A 17,086-nucleotide genomic window follows, 5' to 3' on the forward strand; every position below is an offset into this window, starting at 1 on the left:
ATGCGTTCAGCTATTATTGATATCGGTTCAAATGCTTTAAGAGCTGTAGTTTATGAAAGTGATGAGCTTGGAGCGCCGGAAATTTTTAATTATAAATTTAGAAATTATCTTACAAATTTACTTAATTTAGATAATTTAGACGTAAAACATCAAACATATTTATCTCTACAATATCTTATTCATATTTTTACCAAACTGTCTGTTACTAATATTAGATGTGTGGCAACAGCTATACTTAGGGGGCATCCTAAAGCAGATGAATTCAAAGCTATAATTAAAAAGAGATTCAATATTGATATTGAAATTATCTCAGGTGAACGTGAAGCTTATTTAACTGCTGCCGGATTAATTTCCGGTATTAGTGATGCTTGCGGTATTGTAGCTGATCTTGGAGGTGGAAGTCTTGAGCTTGCACAGATTGGAAATAAAAAAGTCGGTAAATTAAAATCATTGCCGCTTGGTACAAAAATTATTGTTAGTAGCAATTTTGGTGATGTCAGGCTGATTACTAAAATGCTAGAGGAAGAATTTGGAGCTGCACATTATCCTAATTTATATTTAATTGGCGGTGCATTACGTCTAATGAGCCGTATATACATGGAGTCTATAAATTATCCCCTTAAAAATTTACATAATTTTGAAATAAATCGTGTAGAGTTTGAGTTATATTTAGAGAAATTATCGCAAATCGATAAATTAAAGCTGAGTTATTATGAGCAGAAAGTCATAAATTATAATGCAGTTTTAGTAATAAAAGCAATGATTAAGGTATTTTCACCGGAAAAAATTATTATCTCAAATTACGGTTTAAAAGAAGGAGTAAGATTTGACTCGTTGTCGTCTCATGAAACAGAAAAAGATATTATTTATGAGAGGGTGAAGAGATTAGTAAAATTTGATAGAACTATATGTAAAATTGAAAAATATATTGAAGCAGTACAATATCTTTTAATTAATGCTGATGCCACGACTCTTATTGTTATTGAACTCGCTATAATGCTAGCACAATATAATAAAAATATTGATAAAACGCTTAGAGCAAATTTTGTTTCGGAATTTATATTATCTTCAGACATTCCTTTTAGTCATAGACAGCGTCTTATGCTAGGTATTGCCCTTACGGTTACTTATACTGCTAAAACTGACATGCAGATTAATAAAATAGCTAAGAAAATGATTAGTAAAAGTGATTATTATAACAGTCATATAATCGGTTATTATATAAACATTGCTAGAGAAATTGATGGGCCAGAATTTCAAGAGCCTTCTTTTTCGATTAAATTGAAAGACGATAAATTTTTACAAATTAATGCTTCAAATATCTTGCCTAAACAAGTCTTTGAAAAGGTTTGTGAACGTTTAAAAGATATAAGTTCTGCTAGAAAAAGTATTAGGTATAATTTTAGTGATTAGGGTTTTTTTGTTATAGTGCCGGATAGTTTTCGAAAAGCCAGTGATGTCATACCTGCGAAAGCAGAGATACAGGCTAAAAAAATCTTGATTGCAAAGAGCTTTAAAGTACTGGATTCCTGCTTGCGTAGGTATGACATAAAAAGCGCCACACAACAATAGTTAAATTAATTACGCTCCATCAAATGTGTCACAATTATATTCCTTTGTACATCCTATAATAGTAGATTCCATTTTAGGAACTATGTGTTCCTCCCAAAAATCTGCCAGCGGTTGCATTGCATTAATAATAAGTGAATCTTCGATGGGATGCAATAAATTATCTATATTAATTTCTAGATACCTAACTATGAACTCTGCAGCGCTATCATCTGATTCTCTGTGTATAAGATTTCCAATCCTTTCTAAGTAGTAAACTTGCTCGCTAGTAAGATCTTTATCTTTTATTATTTGCGGTAGAATCTTAGTTAATATACATTGCAATTGAACTTTTTGATCAGTTGCAAATAATTCATAATAATCCTGTTCGTTTACACAAGGTAATTTTAGTAAATTAATAATTAAATTGGTCACATAATATGGGCATGAGAATTAGTTTTTATAACTTCCTCTAATTCTCGTGTATCTGTTCCGGTCTATAATGATTAAAGTAAAATATAGGTAATATAGTCTCGTTTTTTAAATATTTAATCAATTCTTTACTCTCGTTATAGTTACTACTAATTTCATTTTTTTCCTCTGGTGTTAATATTAAATTTGCCGTTAAATCAAGTATTGGTTTTGCCGCTCTACTATATTTATATGAACTATTAATTAAGCGCTTTAAGCTTTCAAAATTTTTAGGCAAAAATATTTTATCATCATTTTGATATGGTACATTTTTTACGAAATCTGTTTTCAAAATTTGAAAACTATTATTTAGTGGGATACTTGCATTGTATAAAATGTTCTCTATTGCATAATGTCCAAATTCATGTGCTATTATTGATTCTAAATTTAATTTTTCTGCGCCTATACATATTAGGTTATTGTCTCAATCGTAATGAGAAAATGATTTATTATCAAATATTATTTTGAGGCTATCTTGCACTTTAATATTAACCGCTGCTATATAGGCTAATAACTTATTTGTAGGCCCCTATTGCAAAAGCTTTATATAGTTATGAAGAAATTATATTGTCATTTAAATCGCTTACATTGTAAGTCCTTGTCATTAAAATAGTAATATCAGAGTTTTCGCTATATGCAATCGGTGATAATTTTTCTATTTTAAATTTTGCAATATTAAGTTCTTCAATATTTATCTCAATTTTATTATTTTCAATAAAGCTTTTAAACTCTTGAAAACTTAAATAACTAGCTAATTTTTTAATTCAAATCCTTCTATTTTAAATTCACTAATTGCATTGTTATTGTGCTCCTCAATCGTTCTCTTCTTAAACTTAATCAACTCTTGCAACATGCTGCTTTTTGTATCTCTATATTGTATAGTATCAAAATTTATAAATGATGCTACATCAAGCATAGATGTATCATCGATGTTATGTATATATCTATCGTATTCAGCAGAAGTAAAGTGGCTAGGGTTAGCATAAGAAATAATAAGTGTATATGCTTCTAGATCAAATGACGTAATGGCATGATGTAACCCTAACAAATTATAGCTGTTCTTAGATACTAAAATTGATTTTCTTTCGTCATATTTTTTAGTTTTTATAAAATTTTTTATTAGCTTATTCAAAGCTGTTGTGGGTCATTGTGAATAATATTCAGATGGTAAAGAAATGTTTTATATCCTATCAAGTTGCTATATTTCATGGTAATATGTTTTAAATAGTATATCTTTCTAGTTGTAAAGAAATAATGTTAATTACATTAACGCACATTAACATCTTATTAAGCTCTCTTAGTCTACCTCCTAAATCATTATATAATCCTGAAAACAATAAATATATTAGGATATATGATAAAAAATTATCGGACAAAGTTTTGGAAGAATAGTACTACCAAATCACAAAATTTTATTAAACTAAACGACATTGCATATGGTAATTTAATCAGAGTCGACATAGAAGCTTATCGAGAAAATGTTATAGTATATAGATGTATTAATTTAATTGCACAATCGGCGGGACATGTTCCGTGGAAAGTGCTTAAAAGTAAAACCGGAGCAGTAATATTTAGACTATCCGGTGCATTATTTACTAAAAAAACCGAATCCCAAAAAAGCCGGAGCGGATTTTGTTAGTGAGCTAATTGCAAGCAAATTATTATTCGGTAATAGTTATATTTTATCAGCTCTAGACTCGTACTCTTAAGAGATTTACTTACTACCGGCTCTTGTTACGGAACTGGTTATAGAATATAACAATTTAGTTGCTTATTTTGATTTGAAATTATTTGTCCGTTAATTCTTGCAGTACCGAAAATTAGCGGTATAGGTTCGCCGTAATTAGCTGTTACATATTTAAAACTTTCTTTGAAATTTTTAATATTGTCATATTCTATTGGTTCGTGATTTAGTTAATCTAAATACTCACCAAGCATTTTGCCGACAAATCTTCCCACGCTTGAAAATATGCTGCCGCCAAATGCATTTCCAACAGTACAGCCAAGCGAACTAAAAAAACTTCCAAACATATTTACCATATTATAATTTAATATGGATTGATATTAGCAGTATGATGTGATAACACTAATATATGTCATTCCTGCGAAAGCGGGCATCTGGGAAAACATATAAAAAAACAAGCTTTTATATGTTTATTTTGTCAAACATGTACCAATTATTAAGGTTATTTTTTCTGGATTCCCGCTTTCGTAGGAATGACATATAAAATCACAGGGTGATATGTTGCCTTTAAAAAAATGGAAATCATAAATGTTTAAAAAATATATATGTATTCTAATATTATTTATTGCTTCTATAGCTCGTGCAGAAATTATAGAAGTGGATAGTTTAAATAAAATAAAACAAGATTTTAAAGAAAATTATAATAAAAATTATGTACCTCAGGATTTATTAGTAGTAACGGTTCTAGATGAATTTTTGTTTAAGTCTTTAGTGCCTATCGTTGCACAGCTTGATAAAGACATTTATCTTACTACACTAGCTCCTCTTTTACGTAATATTAATAAAAATTCAAAAACTATTTATATAAAGCAATTGATTTTAACTAATGATAGTTATAAGAAAGAATTACAAGAATCTGATTTTCCAAATTTTGTAAATGAAATGAGTAATAGTAAAATCCCCATAATAGCAGTAAATGATGGGTTTACCGGTAATTTTAATAATATTCCTAAATTTGAGATATGGTTTGCCGATTATTTAAAGAAAAATTTCGATATTGATTTTTCAAATAGTTTTCCAAACAATAATTATATTATTTTTAATAATTTAAACAGTTTTGCTAATACTTATCCGGTATTTTATAAGGGTATATTGACGAGTAATAATATATCGGAAGCGGAAATGATGCTCAATTTCCTTATTCAAATGAATTTTATACCGAAATGCTTTATAATGATTAGTAGTAGCATAGAATTGCTAAGCTCAATGGAATTGCAACTTAATAGTTATAGTTCTAATATATTATTTATTGGTTATCATTATAATAATAAAAATACTCCGAAAAATAAAGATGTTGCATATTATACTAAACTGATTAATGATTTAATATCTCAAATAAATAAGCTAAAAAGAAATAATCCACCTTTAAAGAATAATAATGCAAAAGGTAAAAATCCTTATGACACGAATAAATAAAGTTTTATTGAGTTTACTTTGCTTAGTTATTTCGTATGCGGGCTACGGTCAAATTATTCCTACTTACTCCGTAGATTCAGTAACAATGAAAAACTTATTACCGAAGATAGATGCAGATACGCTGGTACTTATAAATATAGATAATACTATCATAACACCGAAATCCAAATTATTTCGATATCAGGATAATTCTTATATAAATTTTACTAAATATTTATATAGTCTTGCAGCGGATAACGCATCAGTTAATAAAACTATTGCAAAATTGATAGTGCAGCGTCAGATGATGCTTGTTGAATCGAAATGGGTAGATTTAATTAATAAGATGAAACAGCAAGGTGCAACGGTTTTAGGTCTTCAGGAAATAACGGCCCCATGTAATTTAATTGAAAATTATGAAGGATGGTTATATACCTTACTTTACGGACTCAATATTAATTTTACTAATAAAGTTAATGATAAAGATGTATTTAGATTTAATCCAAGCGATGCTGAAGCCCCTATTTTTTATTTAGGTATAATATTTACCGGTAATATAAATAGAGTAAAAGCTCTTATAGAGTTCTTAAAAATTATACAGAAACAACCTAAAAAAATAGTAATTTTTGCAAATAATAAAAAAGATTTAGAAAATATGGACTCTTATTTAAGTACGGTTGATATAGGATATTATGGAATTGAATATTTGGGGTGGCAAATGTTACCGGGGTCACCTGATCATCAAATCGCTGAGTTGCAGCAATCTACGTTTTTAAATACCGGTCAGTGGTTAGAAGATGATACAGCTGCAAAGATGTTAAATAAATAATTATGAATGACAATTTAATTAATGCTTTAAAAGATTTAATTATTAATACCGGCAAGATTGCACTAGATATAAAAAAGGCAGGAATGTTGACTGATATTAAATCAGATGGGTCAGTAGTCACTAATGCCGATAAAGAAATTAGTAAAATAATTTATCAAACTCTACAAACCTTAACCTCTCAAATAGCTATAGTATGTGAAGAGCAGCCGCTACCTATATTCAGCAGTGATACTTTTTGGTTAATCGATCCTATTGATGGGACATGGAGCTATATAAACGGTAAAAGTACATATACGGTCAATATAGGGCTTATTGAAAACGGTTTTCCAACCATCGGCTTGATATATCACCCTGAAACAGCAAAGCTATATTATACTGATGTAAACGGTCGGTTAAAAATCGAACAGAATTCTAAAGAAATATTTGTTAATCATGAACCGAAACATGAAGAGCTTAATGCGGTAATAGGTTTTTATAATTTAAATAAAGCTACTAAAGAATTTTTAAGTAAGTATTCATTCGGTCAAATAAATGCAATAGGCAGTTCAATGAAACTATGCTTAATTGCTGAAGGAGCAGCTGATATATATCCAAAATTCGGTCAAACTATGGAATGGGACATAGCGGCAGGTCATGCTTTAATTAAAGCCGGCGGTGGTAATATTTTAGATACGCATGGACAAGAAATTACTTACGGTAAAGAAAGTTTTGCTAATCCTAATTTTTTCGCCTGTAGTAAATATTGGTTGGAAAGGGAGGCAAGGTTGCATAGATACTAGATCGTCATTGCAAGCAGCAGTAGGTTGCGTGGCAATCTCATGAAATAATAACAAACTCCTAAGATTGCTTTGTCAAAACTTGCAGTTTTTCCTCGCAATGATGAAAAAACTGATCCACGCAGGCACTGCCAAACTCGCATCAAACCAACTTCTTTAACTCATAAATTAACTCAAGTGCTTCTTTAGGGGATAGTTTATCAGGATCGATAGTGCTGAATTTTTTATCTAATTTGCTGCTTATAGTAGTTTTATTAGGTTCAAGATAAAACAAACTCAAATTCTTTGATTCCGTTGATAAAATATTTTTTCCTTTACCTGTAGAAGTTTTTTCAAATTTAAGCAGAATCTGCTCAGCTCTGTTTATAACACTCGCAGGAAGACCGGCAAGAGCCGCAACATGAAGACCGTAGGACCTATCGGCAGCACCTGATATAATATTATGTAAAAATAGAATATCTTTACCTGACTCCTCAATAGCAATAGTATAATTTTGCAAAGCCGGCAGGAAATTACTCATAACGGTTAGCTCATGATAGTGCGTTGCAAATAAACAGCGACATTTCAGCTTATCATGAATATATTCAAGCACCGACCATGCTATAGATACCCCGTCATAAGTGGATGTGCCTCTACCTACCTCATCAAGTATGATTAGTGAGTTTTTTGTAGATTGAGCAAGAATTGCCGAGGTTTCAAGCATCTCTGCCATAAAGGTCGATTGTCCCTTAATTAAGTCATCGGCAGCACCTATTCGGCTAAATATTTTGTCGACTACCCCTATTTTAGCACTTTTTGCCGGCACAAACGAACCTATTTGAGCAATGATTGCAATAATGGCGTTTTGACGTAAAAAAGTACTTTTACCTGCCATATTAGGACCGGTAATTAACCAAATACGCTCAAGCTCTGATAAATGACAATCATTATATACAAAGCTTTTGCTTTCTCGCTGTAGTGCTTTCTCTACTACAGGATGCCGTCCTTTAACGATATCAAAGCTTAAATCATCGGTAAACTCAGGCTTAACATAATCATATTCATCAGCGATGTAAGCAAAATTACAAAATACGTCAAGCCCGCTTAAGGAGCTTGCAAGTATTCGTAAATAGGAAGCTTTTTCGATTACTTGGCTACAAATATCCGCATATAATTCTTTTTCTAAGCTTATTACTAAGGTTTTAGCATTGACTAACTCACTTTCAAGCTTTTGTAGTTCAGCAGTAGTGTAACGAACATGATTAACCGTTGTTTGACGATGAATAAATTTGGGATCAAGGATTTTATTAACATTTTTAGCGGTGATATCGATAAAAAGCCCTATAACATTATTATGAGATATTTTTAAACTGTCTATTCCCGTTTCTTTGCGATATTGATCTTTTAGCTTTTCAATATATAATTTTCCGTTATTAATTAAATCATGTAATTGGGCTACTTGCGGATGATATTCATGTTTTATTATACCTCCGTCATTTAAATTATTCGGTGCATCTTCTCGTATTGTTTCGTCTATTAAATTATATAATTCTGCATCACCTGATAGAGGTTTAATAATTTTTTTGATAAAATCAGGTAAATTAAAACCGTAAGCGTCAAAGAATACTCCTTTAATAATCGTTGCCGTTTCTAAAGTATATTTAATGCTAAGTAAATCACGACCTGAACTTCTGTTCATCGTAATACGTGTTAAGCAGCGTTCTATATCACTAGTTTTTTTTAGAAGTTCTCTAATTTTTTTTACTATTTCTAAGTTGGAATAAAAGAACTCGGTAATATTTAAACGATGATTTATTTTAGCAATGTTGGTTAAAGGACTTGAAAGAAAATTATATAGTAAACGTCCACCTTGTTTAGTAACCGTATGATTAAGGGTGCTTAATAAACTCCCTTGCGAGCCGCCTTGTGAGTTTGTGACAATTTCAAGGTTGCGTCTAGTAGAGAAATCAATAGTCATATAGCTATGAAATTTGATAATTCTAGGGATTGGCAAATGAGGAATATTTTGTTTTTGCGTTAACGATAAATATTCTAAAACGCTACCTATGGCACAAATTTGACTACTAGATATCTCGCCGATGCCTTTAATATCTTTCATTTTATAAAAATCTAAAATGATTTTTTCGCATTTATTAATCGCAAAAAAACTATCAACTTGATAGGTAATACGAAAATTTAATTGTTTGAAAATACTATCCACAAGATTAGAAGATCTCAGATTTTCGCTAAGCAGAATTTCACGAGGTTTTAAACGAGCCAGTTCATTAAGAATTTCCGTTTCCGGTACATTAACTACAACAATTTCGGAAGTAGAAAGATCAACATAACAAAGGCTAGCTGTTTCTTTATTTTTCGGTATTACGAGACTTGCTAAATAATTAGGTTCGGCTGAAGCAATTAAATTTTCTTCAATTATAGTTCCCGGAGTTATAATACGTGTAACATCCCTAGTAACGACCGCTTTATAACCGCCTCTATTCTTTGCTTCTTCAGGTGTTTCTAGTTGATCACAAATAGCAACCTTATAATTTGCTTCAATTAATTTAGTTAAATAATTCTCAAGGGCATGATAAGGTACCCCGCACATCGCAATTTCTTCTTCGCCGTTTTTGCCCCGCTTTGTTAAAGCAATGCCAAGTACATTGCTTGCTAGAATTGCATCTTCATAGAACATTTCATAAAAATCACCCATTCTAAATAGTAGTAAACAATCTAAATGAGCAAATTTAATGTCTAGATATTGCTGCATCATTTTCGTTGCAACATCGTAATTATATTTTTGTTTCAACTCTTGAAGATTCATAATTTATATTATAGTTTGGCTTTATTGCATGGATACCGAATCGTCATTGCGAGCGACTGCAAGGAGCGTAGTAATCTTATGAAATAGTGCAAAATATGCCTGAGATTGCCACGTCGAGGCTTTGCCTCTCCTCGCAATGACGGATAATAACAATGTTTAACAGTTTATACAACTATTTTATCTTTGATAGGCGGGTGCTATGTCTGCCGCCTTCAAATTGGGTAGTTAAAAACTTATCTATAATATCACATACTATTTTTTGGTCTATGGTTTTTGCTCCGAGTATCAAGATATTAGCGTCATTATGAGCTTTAGCATTTTCGGCAGTTAATATATTGTTGCACAAAGCGGCTCTTATTTCCGAGCTACGATTCGCAGCTATAGACATACCAATCCCCGTATCACTAATTAAAATACCGATAGGTGCTGATTTTTCAATAATAATATCTACTACTTTCTTAGCATAATCAGGATAATCAACGGTTTGTGTATTATTTGTTCCGCAGTCATAAATCTTTAGAGATTTCTGCTCTAAATAATTGATAATTTCAGACTTAAGCTCATAACCTGAATGATCACTAGCTATGACAATATTATAAGTTTTCATAGTTAATTTTTTGATGGAAAATAATGATAAAAATTATATACTATGTAAGATTTGTTTTCTAATGTAAATAATAGTTTTGTTAAATATATGAAATATCCTGTTGTACTTAGTATCGTTATATGTTTTTGTTTAGTTGCTTGTGTTGATCAGCCACCGGCTCCAATTGAGTATAAAGTAGGAGATGTTACTGCAAATAATAATTCTACCGCACTAGATTACGATGAGGGTATAATAGTTCAAAGAACTATGGAAGACAATCCCATGTCAGAAAAAGTTAGCGGTAGACTCGAAGAGCCAAAGGCAAAAATTATAGAAGATGATAATGATAATGATAATGATGATATTGAGATTCCTATGTCTCGGAATGAAGACGAAGATGAAGAATCGATAGAACAATTAAACTTTGTAAGACCGTTAAATGGGGTAATTATTACCGAGTTTAAAGCCGGTAAAAGTAAAGGGATAGATATTGTAGCTAAAGAATATAGTGAAGTTAAATCGATAGCTGCAGGAACGGTAATATATTCAGGTTATAATAAGCACTTCGGTAATTTAGTAATAGTTAAATTAGATAAAGACGATCTAGAAGTAGCATATGCGAGTTTAGATGATTTATTACTGAAAAAAGGTGATAACATTGCTAGAAATAGTGTTATCGGACATGTAGAACATAAATTATATTTTGCTATGCGTAAAAATAAAATAGCAGTTGATCCTAATAAGTATATAGAATTTTAAATGGAAGATGTTATTACTCTTACCAAATATGGTGAACCTCAAAATGTTATAGTAATAAGGAGTAGCAAAGCTAAAAATATAGCCATCCGCATTACGTCTAAAGGTGCAGAGCTTGTATTACCTCTTAAGGTAAAAGCCGAAAAAGGTCATAATTTTTTGTTAAGTCAAGAATATTGGGTTAGGCAAAAATTACGTCGTAATGTAACTGCGATACCAAAAGATGAAGATAAGATTTCTATTTTGGGTAAATCTTATGAAATAATACATATTGATTCGTCTAAAAATCAGATAAAATTAAATGATTCTACGTTAGAAGTGTATTGTTGTAGTCAGGTACTAAAAAAACTTAGTATAGAAGTATTCCTTAAAAAGAAATTATTAGCAGAAATAAAAATAATAGTAGAGAATATATCTAAAAAACATAATTTGACTTATTCCAATATTAGAATAATGGAAAATGTTAGCCGTTGGGGGAGTTGTTGTAGCAAAGGGAATCTTGTTTTTAATTGGCGGGTAGTTTTTGCCCCCTTTGAAGTACTGAAATATTTAGTAGCTCATGAAATGGCACATTTAAAAGAAATGAACCATAGTAAAAATTTTTGGGAGCTAGTTGAGGATATATATCCCGAATACCAACCGGCAAAATTATGGCTAAAAAGAAACGGTAAGAATTTATATAGTTATTTTCTATAACTTTATGTCATTCCCGCTTTCGTGGGAATGACATAAAACGAGCCATGCAACAACGCAGTAATGACATCGGAAAGGTTAATTTAAAGAAAAACATAAAGGATAAATAGAATGCATAACACCACAAAAAGAGTAACAGTCCCGGCACTTGAAGAAATCTTATATGAGCCTATAAAAGTGTTAGATTACGGCTTTATTAGAGTGATCGACTATATGGGGGATGATAGTGCTATAGTACAAGCAGCTCGTGTTTCTTACGGTAAGGGTACGAAGCAATTAAACCAAGATAAAGGGCTGATAAACTACTTGCTTCGTCATTATCATACCACTCCTTTTGAGATGTGTGATATCAAGTTTCATATTAAACTACCGATATTTATTGCAAGGCAATGGATTAGGCATAGAACAGCTAGCGTTAACGAATATTCGGCAAGGTATTCTATTTTAGGTAATGAATTTTATCTACCTGAACCGGCGAATATTGCTTCCCAATCTGCTGTAAATAAACAATGTAGGGAAGGGAATAGCTTACCGCAAGAAGTGGCTGAAAAGGTCCTTGCAATTTTAGAGGAAGATGCTAGACAGTGCTACGGGCATTATAAGGAACTGATGAATGCCGATGAAGAGGGTAATATTATAGATGAGAATGCCACAGGGATAGCACGCGAGCTTGCTCGTATGAATTTAACTTTAAATTATTATACGGAATGGTATTGGAAGATTAATTTACATAATTTACTTCATTTTTTAAGATTGCGAGCCGACTCTCACGCTCAATATGAAATTAGAGTTTATGCTGAAAAGATGCTTGAGATAGTCAAAGCTTGGGTTCCTTTTGTTTACGAAGCGTTTGAAGAATATCGTTTGCAGGGAGCAAACATTTCACGTAAAGGTTTGGATGTAATTAAAAGAATGATAAACGGTGAAAAAGTTACCCATGAAACTAGTGATATGACTAAGAGAGAATGGGAAGAACTGATGAAGATTTTTGGGTAATATGTGTCATTCCTGCTTTCGCAGGAATGACACACAACAACCATAACGGAATTTGATAAAAAGGAGTATTTTAAGTGAGAAATATTATATATTTTATAGTATCACTATTATTTAGCGTTACCAGCTATGCACTTGAAATAATAAACATTGAGCATGGGCGAGCTGACCCAACACCTATAGCGGTCAATAAATTTGATGCCGATAATGCTGCTGCTGATGTATTAGGTCACGATATGGTTAAAGTTATCTCTAATGATTTAAAGCTTTCGGGGTTATTCCGTCCTATTTCTGCTGCATCTTTTATAGAAGAGAAGACAGGAATAGAATATAAACCGCTTTTTGCTGCATGGCGTCAAATTAATGCTAGTCTTTTAGTAAACGGTGAAGTTAAAAAACTAGAAAGCGGTAAATTTAAAGTTAGCTTTATATTATGGGATACGTTGCTTGAAAAACAGCTCGCCGGTGCAATGCTTGAAGTACCGAAAAATCTATGGAGAAGAGCAGCACATAAAATTGCCGATAAAATTTATGAAAAAATTACCGGTGATGCCGGTTATTTTGACACTAAAATAGTGTATGTATCAGAAAGCAGCTCTTTACCGAAAATAAAAAGAATTGCTTTGATGGATTATGACGGGGCTAATAATAAATACCTTACCAATGGAAAGTCACTAGTCTTAACCCCAAGATTTGCTCGTTCGGCGGATAAGATTTTTTATGTTTCATATGCTACTAAAAGAAGAGTACTTGTTTATGAAAAAGATTTAAAAACAGGCAAAGAAAGTGTAGTAGGTGATTTTCCCGGTATATCTTTTGCTCCTAGATTCTCACCAGACGGTAGAAAAGCTGTAATGTCGATAGCTAAAAACGGCTCGACGCATATTTATGAAATCGACCTTGCTACTAAACGGCTTCATAAATTAACTGACGGATTCGGTATTAATACCTCTCCTAGCTATTCACCGGACGGTAAAAAAATTGTATATAATTCCGATAGAAACGGTGTGCCTCAATTATATATCATGAATTCAGACGGAAGTGAAGTTCAGCGTATTAGTTTTGGCAGTGGTTCTTACGCAGCTCCTAGCTGGTCGCCTAGAGGAGACTATATAGCATTTACTAAGATTACTAAAGGAGACGGAGGAAAAACTTTTAATATCGGAATTATGAAAGCATGTCCTCAAGATGATGAGAATAGTGAAAGGATAATAACAAGCGGATATTTAGTTGAAAGTCCTTGTTGGTCGCCTAACGGACGAGTTATTATGTTTGCTAAAGGTTGGCCGTCGAGCGCTAAAGCTCCGGGAAAAAACAAAATTTTTGCAATTGATCTAACAGGTCATAATGAAAGAGAAATTATGACACCGGCAGATGCTTCTGATCCAGAATGGTCAGGTGTACTGAACTAATGTCATTTCTACGAAAGCATTGTTGGGTGGATCGTTTTTCCGTTGTCATACCGTGACTTAATCGCGGTATCCAGTAAAAATACTATTAGTTGTTTTTGGATCCTGTGGTCAAGCCACGGGATGACAGTCCAATAAGGCTTAAGCTGCTTCTCTACTATGGTTTAAAATAAACTTCTTTATTTTTTCAAAAGCCGTATTTTCTATTTGTCTAATACGTTCCTTAGAAATATTATACTCATTGCTTAGAATATCTAGAGTTTTAGGAGTATCCGTTAATTTACGCTCTGTTAAAATACGCAGTTCCCTGTCGTTTAAAATCTTCATAGCATTTGATAGTAACTGTCTTTTACTGGTAGAATTTTGCTTATTAATAGCCATAGTTTCAGGAGTAGGGCGTGTTTCCGGTAATAGTTCTATTAATTCTCCGGATTCTGCATCGTCACTATTTATAGAGTTATTTAACGATAAATCAGGTCCTGAAATTCTAGTATTCATTTCAGAAACTTCATTAACCGAAACGCCTAGCTCATCTGCTATTTGCACAAAATCATCGGTAGTAATAGCCCTTGAGTATAAATTAGTAATTTTATGCTTAACTTTATTAAGACTAAAAAATAATTTTTTTTGTGCGGCCGTTGTTCCCATCTTTACTAATGACCAAGATTTTAATATATATTCTTGTATGGCTGCTTTAATCCACCACATCGCATATGTTGATAGGCGAAAACCAAGTTCGGGATTGAATTTTTTTACTGCCTGCATTAAACCTATATTACCTTCTGAAACCAATTCGGTCATAGGAAGACCGTAAGTCCTATAGCCGCTTGCAATTTTTGCAACAAGTTTAAGATGGCTTGTTACTAATTTATGTGCAGCTTGTAAATCATTCCCTTCTAAATAGGATTTTGCTAATAACAATTCTTCTTCTTGCGTAAGTGAAGGAATTTTATTGATTTTCTGTAAGTAGCTATAAAATCCTGATTCGCTAGAAATTGCTAATGCATTAATATTATTAGTCATACTAACCTTAAAAACTATTTTTTTTATACTAACACATATATAATCTAAAATAAACTTTTTCTAGAGTATTTTTAAATAAAATCAAATAATGTCTAAAAAATCCAATGAAAATTTAGCTTTTTCCTTGCTGGGATTAATAATTAGTATGGTGTTACTCAGTTTTGCTTCCGTACCTATCTATAATTTATTTTGTAAAGTTACAGGATATGGCGGCACTACTGCAAAAGAAACGGTGAGTGTATATTCTAAGGTAAAAGGCACTAAACCTATAATTATCGAGTTTGATGCTAATGTTGATAAAGATTTACCTTGGCGGTTTATTCCAAGGCAGCAAAGAGTGCAAATTGTTCCGGGGCAGAATACTCTAGTATTCTATGAAACGGAGAATCTAAGCGATAACGATATAATAGGTACTTCCGTATATAATGTTACTCCAAATAAAGCAGGAAAATATTTCGTAAAAATTCATTGTTTTTGTTTTGAAGAACAATTATTAAAAGCCGGCGAAAGAGTCTTAATGCCGGTTACATTTTATATAGATAAGGATTTTGAGCTTGATCCTGAAATGCAAGACATTAAAGTACTTACGTTATCTTATAGCTTTTTTAAAGTACGAGAGGTGTCGTCATTGCGAGGAAATTACGTAAGTAATTGACGAAGCAATCTCAGGAGTTTGTTATTATTTCATGAGATTGCCACGCAGCCTAGGGCTACTTGCAATGACGAAATCGATAATTATTAGACAACGCTAATTATAGCATTTTAATATATTAAAAGATAGTGTTGTAATTTAATTATAAATTTAGTATAATTTGCTGTTTGTTTAAGGTTGGTATGATTAATTTAGGGGATAAGCAGTCTACTATAGTTGTTGTCGCAATGTCAGGCGGGGTTGATAGTTCGGCGGTTGCCGCAATGCTGCATGAACAAGGACATAATGTTATAGGTATTACCTTGCAGTTATATGATCACGGTATGGCAGTAGGGAAGAAAAATGCCTGTTGTGCCGGTCAGGATATTTACGATGCTAAAATGGTAGCAAATAAGCTAGGTATTCCCCATTACGTACTTGATTATGAGAGCAAATTTAAAGAGTCGGTAATAGATAATTTCGTCGATAGCTATTTACAAGGTGAAACACCGCTTCCATGTGTGCAATGTAATAAATCGGTAAAGTTCAGGGATCTAATTAAAACGGCTAGAGAGCTTGGAGCAGATAAGCTTGCTACCGGTCATTACGTACGCAAAATAAACGGTGATAACGGAGCGGAATTACATACAGGGCTTGATCCAGCAAAAGATCAAAGTTATTTTTTATTTACGACAACTAAAGAGCAATTAGAATATTTACGTTTCCCTCTAGGAGGGCTTACTAAGGATGAAACACGAAGGCTTGCTAGTAAATTTGGGCTTGAGGTAGCGGATAAGCCCGACAGCCAAGATATTTGTTTCATACCTGACGGAAATTATAAGAGCGTAATAAATAAAATACGTCCAAATAGCAGTGAAAGCGGTAAAATTATTCATGTAAACGGGTTTGAGCTAGGAGAGCATAGCGGTATAATTAACTACACCATAGGGCAACGTCGTGGTCTTGGTATAGCTTATAATGAGCCTTTATATGTAGTAAAGATTGATCCTAAGGACAATATAGTATATGTAGGACCGGAGTCCGCATTAAATGTGCAGGAATTTATCATTAGAGATGTGAATTGGCTTGCAGATGAGATTAAAGATAACGAAAAGTTAGAAGTAGCAGTTAAAATTCGCTCGACAAGACCGCCGCGTCTAGCCGAAATAAGTAAACTCGGTGATGATAAAATGAAAGTAAAATTTTTATGCGAAGAAAAAGCCGTTGCTCCTGGGCAAGCATGCGTTATTTATGCCGGTGAAAGAGTACTTGGCGGCGGATGGATTACTAGAGAGATAAGGTAATTGTGTCATTGCGAGGAGCGAAGCGACGTGGCAATCTAGTTAGACCTCCTGAGATTGCCACGCTCCTTTTAGTCGCTCGTAATGAGACACAATTCACAAAAAAATAAGCTCACTAAAACAGGAGA

18 protein-coding genes are annotated in these 17,086 nt (G+C 32.5%); 11 read left to right on the forward strand and 7 right to left on the reverse strand.

What is annotated here, in order from left to right:
- On the forward strand, positions 1 to 1,413 hold the full coding sequence (locus ABVF33_RS02590; protein WP_499706155.1) for a Ppx/GppA phosphatase family protein: 1,413 nt from the start codon (positions 1 to 3) through the stop codon (positions 1,411 to 1,413).
- Between the two features lie 168 nt (positions 1,414 to 1,581).
- Here ABVF33_RS02590 and ABVF33_RS02595 read toward each other — a convergent pair whose 3' ends face one another.
- The 3 genes from ABVF33_RS02595 to ABVF33_RS02605 all read right to left on the reverse strand — a co-directional run bounded on the left by ABVF33_RS02595 (position 1,582) and on the right by ABVF33_RS02605 (position 3,151).
- Positions 1,582 to 1,983 (reverse strand): hypothetical protein, encoded by a 402-nt coding sequence (locus ABVF33_RS02595; RefSeq protein ID WP_499706156.1) that lies wholly within the window; start codon positions 1,981 to 1,983, stop codon positions 1,582 to 1,584.
- A gap of 37 nt (positions 1,984 to 2,020) precedes the next feature.
- Positions 2,021 to 2,311 carry a hypothetical protein gene (locus ABVF33_RS02600; RefSeq protein ID WP_499706157.1) on the reverse strand — a complete coding sequence of 97 codons (291 nt, stop codon included), beginning with the start codon at positions 2,309 to 2,311 and terminating at the stop codon, positions 2,021 to 2,023.
- A 459-nt stretch (positions 2,312 to 2,770) separates the two neighbouring features.
- On the reverse strand, positions 2,771 to 3,151 hold the full coding sequence (locus tag ABVF33_RS02605; protein WP_499706158.1) for a hypothetical protein: 381 nt from the start codon (positions 3,149 to 3,151) through the stop codon (positions 2,771 to 2,773).
- A 222-nt stretch (positions 3,152 to 3,373) separates the two neighbouring features.
- On the opposite strand from ABVF33_RS02605, the gene ABVF33_RS02610 reads away from it, so the two are divergent.
- Positions 3,374 to 3,658, forward strand: coding sequence for a hypothetical protein (locus tag ABVF33_RS02610; protein ID WP_499706159.1), 285 nt, complete (start codon positions 3,374 to 3,376; stop codon positions 3,656 to 3,658).
- Positions 3,659 to 3,933: 275 nt separating this feature from the next.
- Here the strand turns inward: ABVF33_RS02610 and ABVF33_RS02615 are convergent, their stop codons facing one another.
- Positions 3,934 to 4,059, reverse strand: a complete 126-nt coding sequence (locus ABVF33_RS02615; protein WP_499706160.1) for a host specificity protein — start codon at positions 4,057 to 4,059, stop codon at positions 3,934 to 3,936.
- Between the two features lie 232 nt (positions 4,060 to 4,291).
- On the opposite strand from ABVF33_RS02615, the gene ABVF33_RS02620 reads away from it, so the two are divergent.
- The 3 genes from ABVF33_RS02620 to ABVF33_RS02630 are packed head-to-tail and all read left to right on the forward strand — an operon-like array spanning position 4,292 to position 6,766.
- On the forward strand, positions 4,292 to 5,179 hold the full coding sequence (locus ABVF33_RS02620) for a DUF2608 domain-containing protein (protein ID WP_499706161.1): 888 nt from the start codon (positions 4,292 to 4,294) through the stop codon (positions 5,177 to 5,179).
- Complete coding sequence (locus tag ABVF33_RS02625; protein WP_499706162.1) at positions 5,142 to 5,987, forward strand: DUF2608 domain-containing protein; 846 nt, start codon at positions 5,142 to 5,144, stop codon at positions 5,985 to 5,987. Before ABVF33_RS02620 ends, ABVF33_RS02625 begins: the two co-directional genes overlap by 38 nt.
- A 2-nt stretch (positions 5,988 to 5,989) precedes the next feature.
- Entirely contained in the window at positions 5,990 to 6,766 is a 777-nt protein-coding gene (locus ABVF33_RS02630; protein ID WP_499706163.1) for a 3'(2'),5'-bisphosphate nucleotidase CysQ family protein, read from the forward strand.
- A gap of 139 nt (positions 6,767 to 6,905) precedes the next feature.
- On the opposite strand, the gene mutS is transcribed toward ABVF33_RS02630, so the two are convergent.
- Positions 6,906 to 9,566, reverse strand: a complete 2,661-nt coding sequence (mutS, locus tag ABVF33_RS02635; protein ID WP_499706164.1) for a DNA mismatch repair protein MutS — start codon at positions 9,564 to 9,566, stop codon at positions 6,906 to 6,908.
- 172 nt (positions 9,567 to 9,738) lie between these two features.
- Positions 9,739 to 10,173, reverse strand: a complete 435-nt coding sequence (rpiB, locus tag ABVF33_RS02640; RefSeq protein ID WP_012719558.1) for a ribose 5-phosphate isomerase B — start codon at positions 10,171 to 10,173, stop codon at positions 9,739 to 9,741.
- A gap of 51 nt (positions 10,174 to 10,224) precedes the next feature.
- Here rpiB and ABVF33_RS02645 point away from each other — a divergent pair, with 51 nt between their 5' ends.
- The 4 genes from ABVF33_RS02645 to tolB all read left to right on the forward strand — a co-directional run bounded on the left by ABVF33_RS02645 (position 10,225) and on the right by tolB (position 14,006).
- On the forward strand, positions 10,225 to 10,911 hold the full coding sequence (locus ABVF33_RS02645) for a murein hydrolase activator EnvC family protein (RefSeq protein ID WP_499706165.1): 687 nt from the start codon (positions 10,225 to 10,227) through the stop codon (positions 10,909 to 10,911).
- Positions 10,912 to 11,604, forward strand: a complete 693-nt coding sequence (locus ABVF33_RS02650; protein WP_499706166.1) for a M48 family metallopeptidase — start codon at positions 10,912 to 10,914, stop codon at positions 11,602 to 11,604.
- A 108-nt stretch (positions 11,605 to 11,712) separates the two neighbouring features.
- A complete protein-coding gene (gene thyX / locus ABVF33_RS02655; protein ID WP_499706167.1) occupies positions 11,713 to 12,597 on the forward strand; it encodes an FAD-dependent thymidylate synthase in 885 nt (294 codons plus the stop codon).
- Between the two features lie 74 nt (positions 12,598 to 12,671).
- Positions 12,672 to 14,006 carry a Tol-Pal system beta propeller repeat protein TolB gene (tolB, locus tag ABVF33_RS02660; RefSeq protein WP_499706168.1) on the forward strand — a complete coding sequence of 445 codons (1,335 nt, stop codon included), beginning with the start codon at positions 12,672 to 12,674 and terminating at the stop codon, positions 14,004 to 14,006.
- Positions 14,007 to 14,144: 138 nt separating this feature from the next.
- Here the strand turns inward: tolB and rpoH are convergent, their stop codons facing one another.
- Positions 14,145 to 15,026: an RNA polymerase sigma factor RpoH gene (gene rpoH / locus ABVF33_RS02665; protein WP_014410541.1), complete on the reverse strand. Its 882-nt coding sequence runs from the start codon at positions 15,024 to 15,026 to the stop codon at positions 14,145 to 14,147.
- A gap of 88 nt (positions 15,027 to 15,114) precedes the next feature.
- Here rpoH and ABVF33_RS02670 point away from each other — a divergent pair, with 88 nt between their 5' ends.
- Positions 15,115 to 15,681, forward strand: coding sequence for a cytochrome c oxidase assembly protein (locus ABVF33_RS02670; protein WP_499706169.1), 567 nt, complete (start codon positions 15,115 to 15,117; stop codon positions 15,679 to 15,681).
- Positions 15,682 to 15,860: 179 nt separating this feature from the next.
- Positions 15,861 to 16,961, forward strand: a complete 1,101-nt coding sequence (gene mnmA, locus ABVF33_RS02675; protein WP_499706170.1) for a tRNA 2-thiouridine(34) synthase MnmA — start codon at positions 15,861 to 15,863, stop codon at positions 16,959 to 16,961.
- Positions 16,962 to 17,086: the final 125 nt, after the last annotated feature.

The sequence above is a fragment of the Candidatus Rickettsia barbarica genome, from assembly GCF_041477405.1.
Taxonomy (GTDB): Bacteria; Pseudomonadota; Alphaproteobacteria; order Rickettsiales; family Rickettsiaceae; genus Rickettsia; species Rickettsia rickettsii.

Bases quoted from the DNA above. Each gene is read 5' to 3' on its own strand.
- ABVF33_RS02670 (WP_499706169.1), top strand. From the start codon at position 15,115: ATGTCTAAAAAATCCAATGAAAATTTAGCTTTTTCCTTGCTGGGATTA.
- thyX (WP_499706167.1), top strand. From the start codon at position 11,713: ATGCATAACACCACAAAAAGAGTAACAGTCCCGGCACTTGAAGAAATC.
- rpiB (WP_012719558.1), bottom strand. From the start codon at position 10,173: ATGAAAACTTATAATATTGTCATAGCTAGTGATCATTCAGGTTATGAG.
- mnmA (WP_499706170.1), top strand. From the start codon at position 15,861: ATGATTAATTTAGGGGATAAGCAGTCTACTATAGTTGTTGTCGCAATG.
- ABVF33_RS02610 (WP_499706159.1), top strand. From the start codon at position 3,374: ATGATAAAAAATTATCGGACAAAGTTTTGGAAGAATAGTACTACCAAA.
- rpoH (WP_014410541.1), bottom strand. From the start codon at position 15,026: ATGACTAATAATATTAATGCATTAGCAATTTCTAGCGAATCAGGATTT.
- ABVF33_RS02650 (WP_499706166.1), top strand. From the start codon at position 10,912: ATGGAAGATGTTATTACTCTTACCAAATATGGTGAACCTCAAAATGTT.
- ABVF33_RS02630 (WP_499706163.1), top strand. From the start codon at position 5,990: ATGAATGACAATTTAATTAATGCTTTAAAAGATTTAATTATTAATACC.
- mutS (WP_499706164.1), bottom strand. From the start codon at position 9,566: ATGAATCTTCAAGAGTTGAAACAAAAATATAATTACGATGTTGCAACG.
- ABVF33_RS02590 (WP_499706155.1), top strand. From the start codon at position 1: ATGCGTTCAGCTATTATTGATATCGGTTCAAATGCTTTAAGAGCTGTA.
- ABVF33_RS02615 (WP_499706160.1), bottom strand. From the start codon at position 4,059: ATGGTAAATATGTTTGGAAGTTTTTTTAGTTCGCTTGGCTGTACTGTT.
- ABVF33_RS02625 (WP_499706162.1), top strand. From the start codon at position 5,142: ATGCAAAAGGTAAAAATCCTTATGACACGAATAAATAAAGTTTTATTG.
- ABVF33_RS02620 (WP_499706161.1), top strand. From the start codon at position 4,292: ATGTTTAAAAAATATATATGTATTCTAATATTATTTATTGCTTCTATA.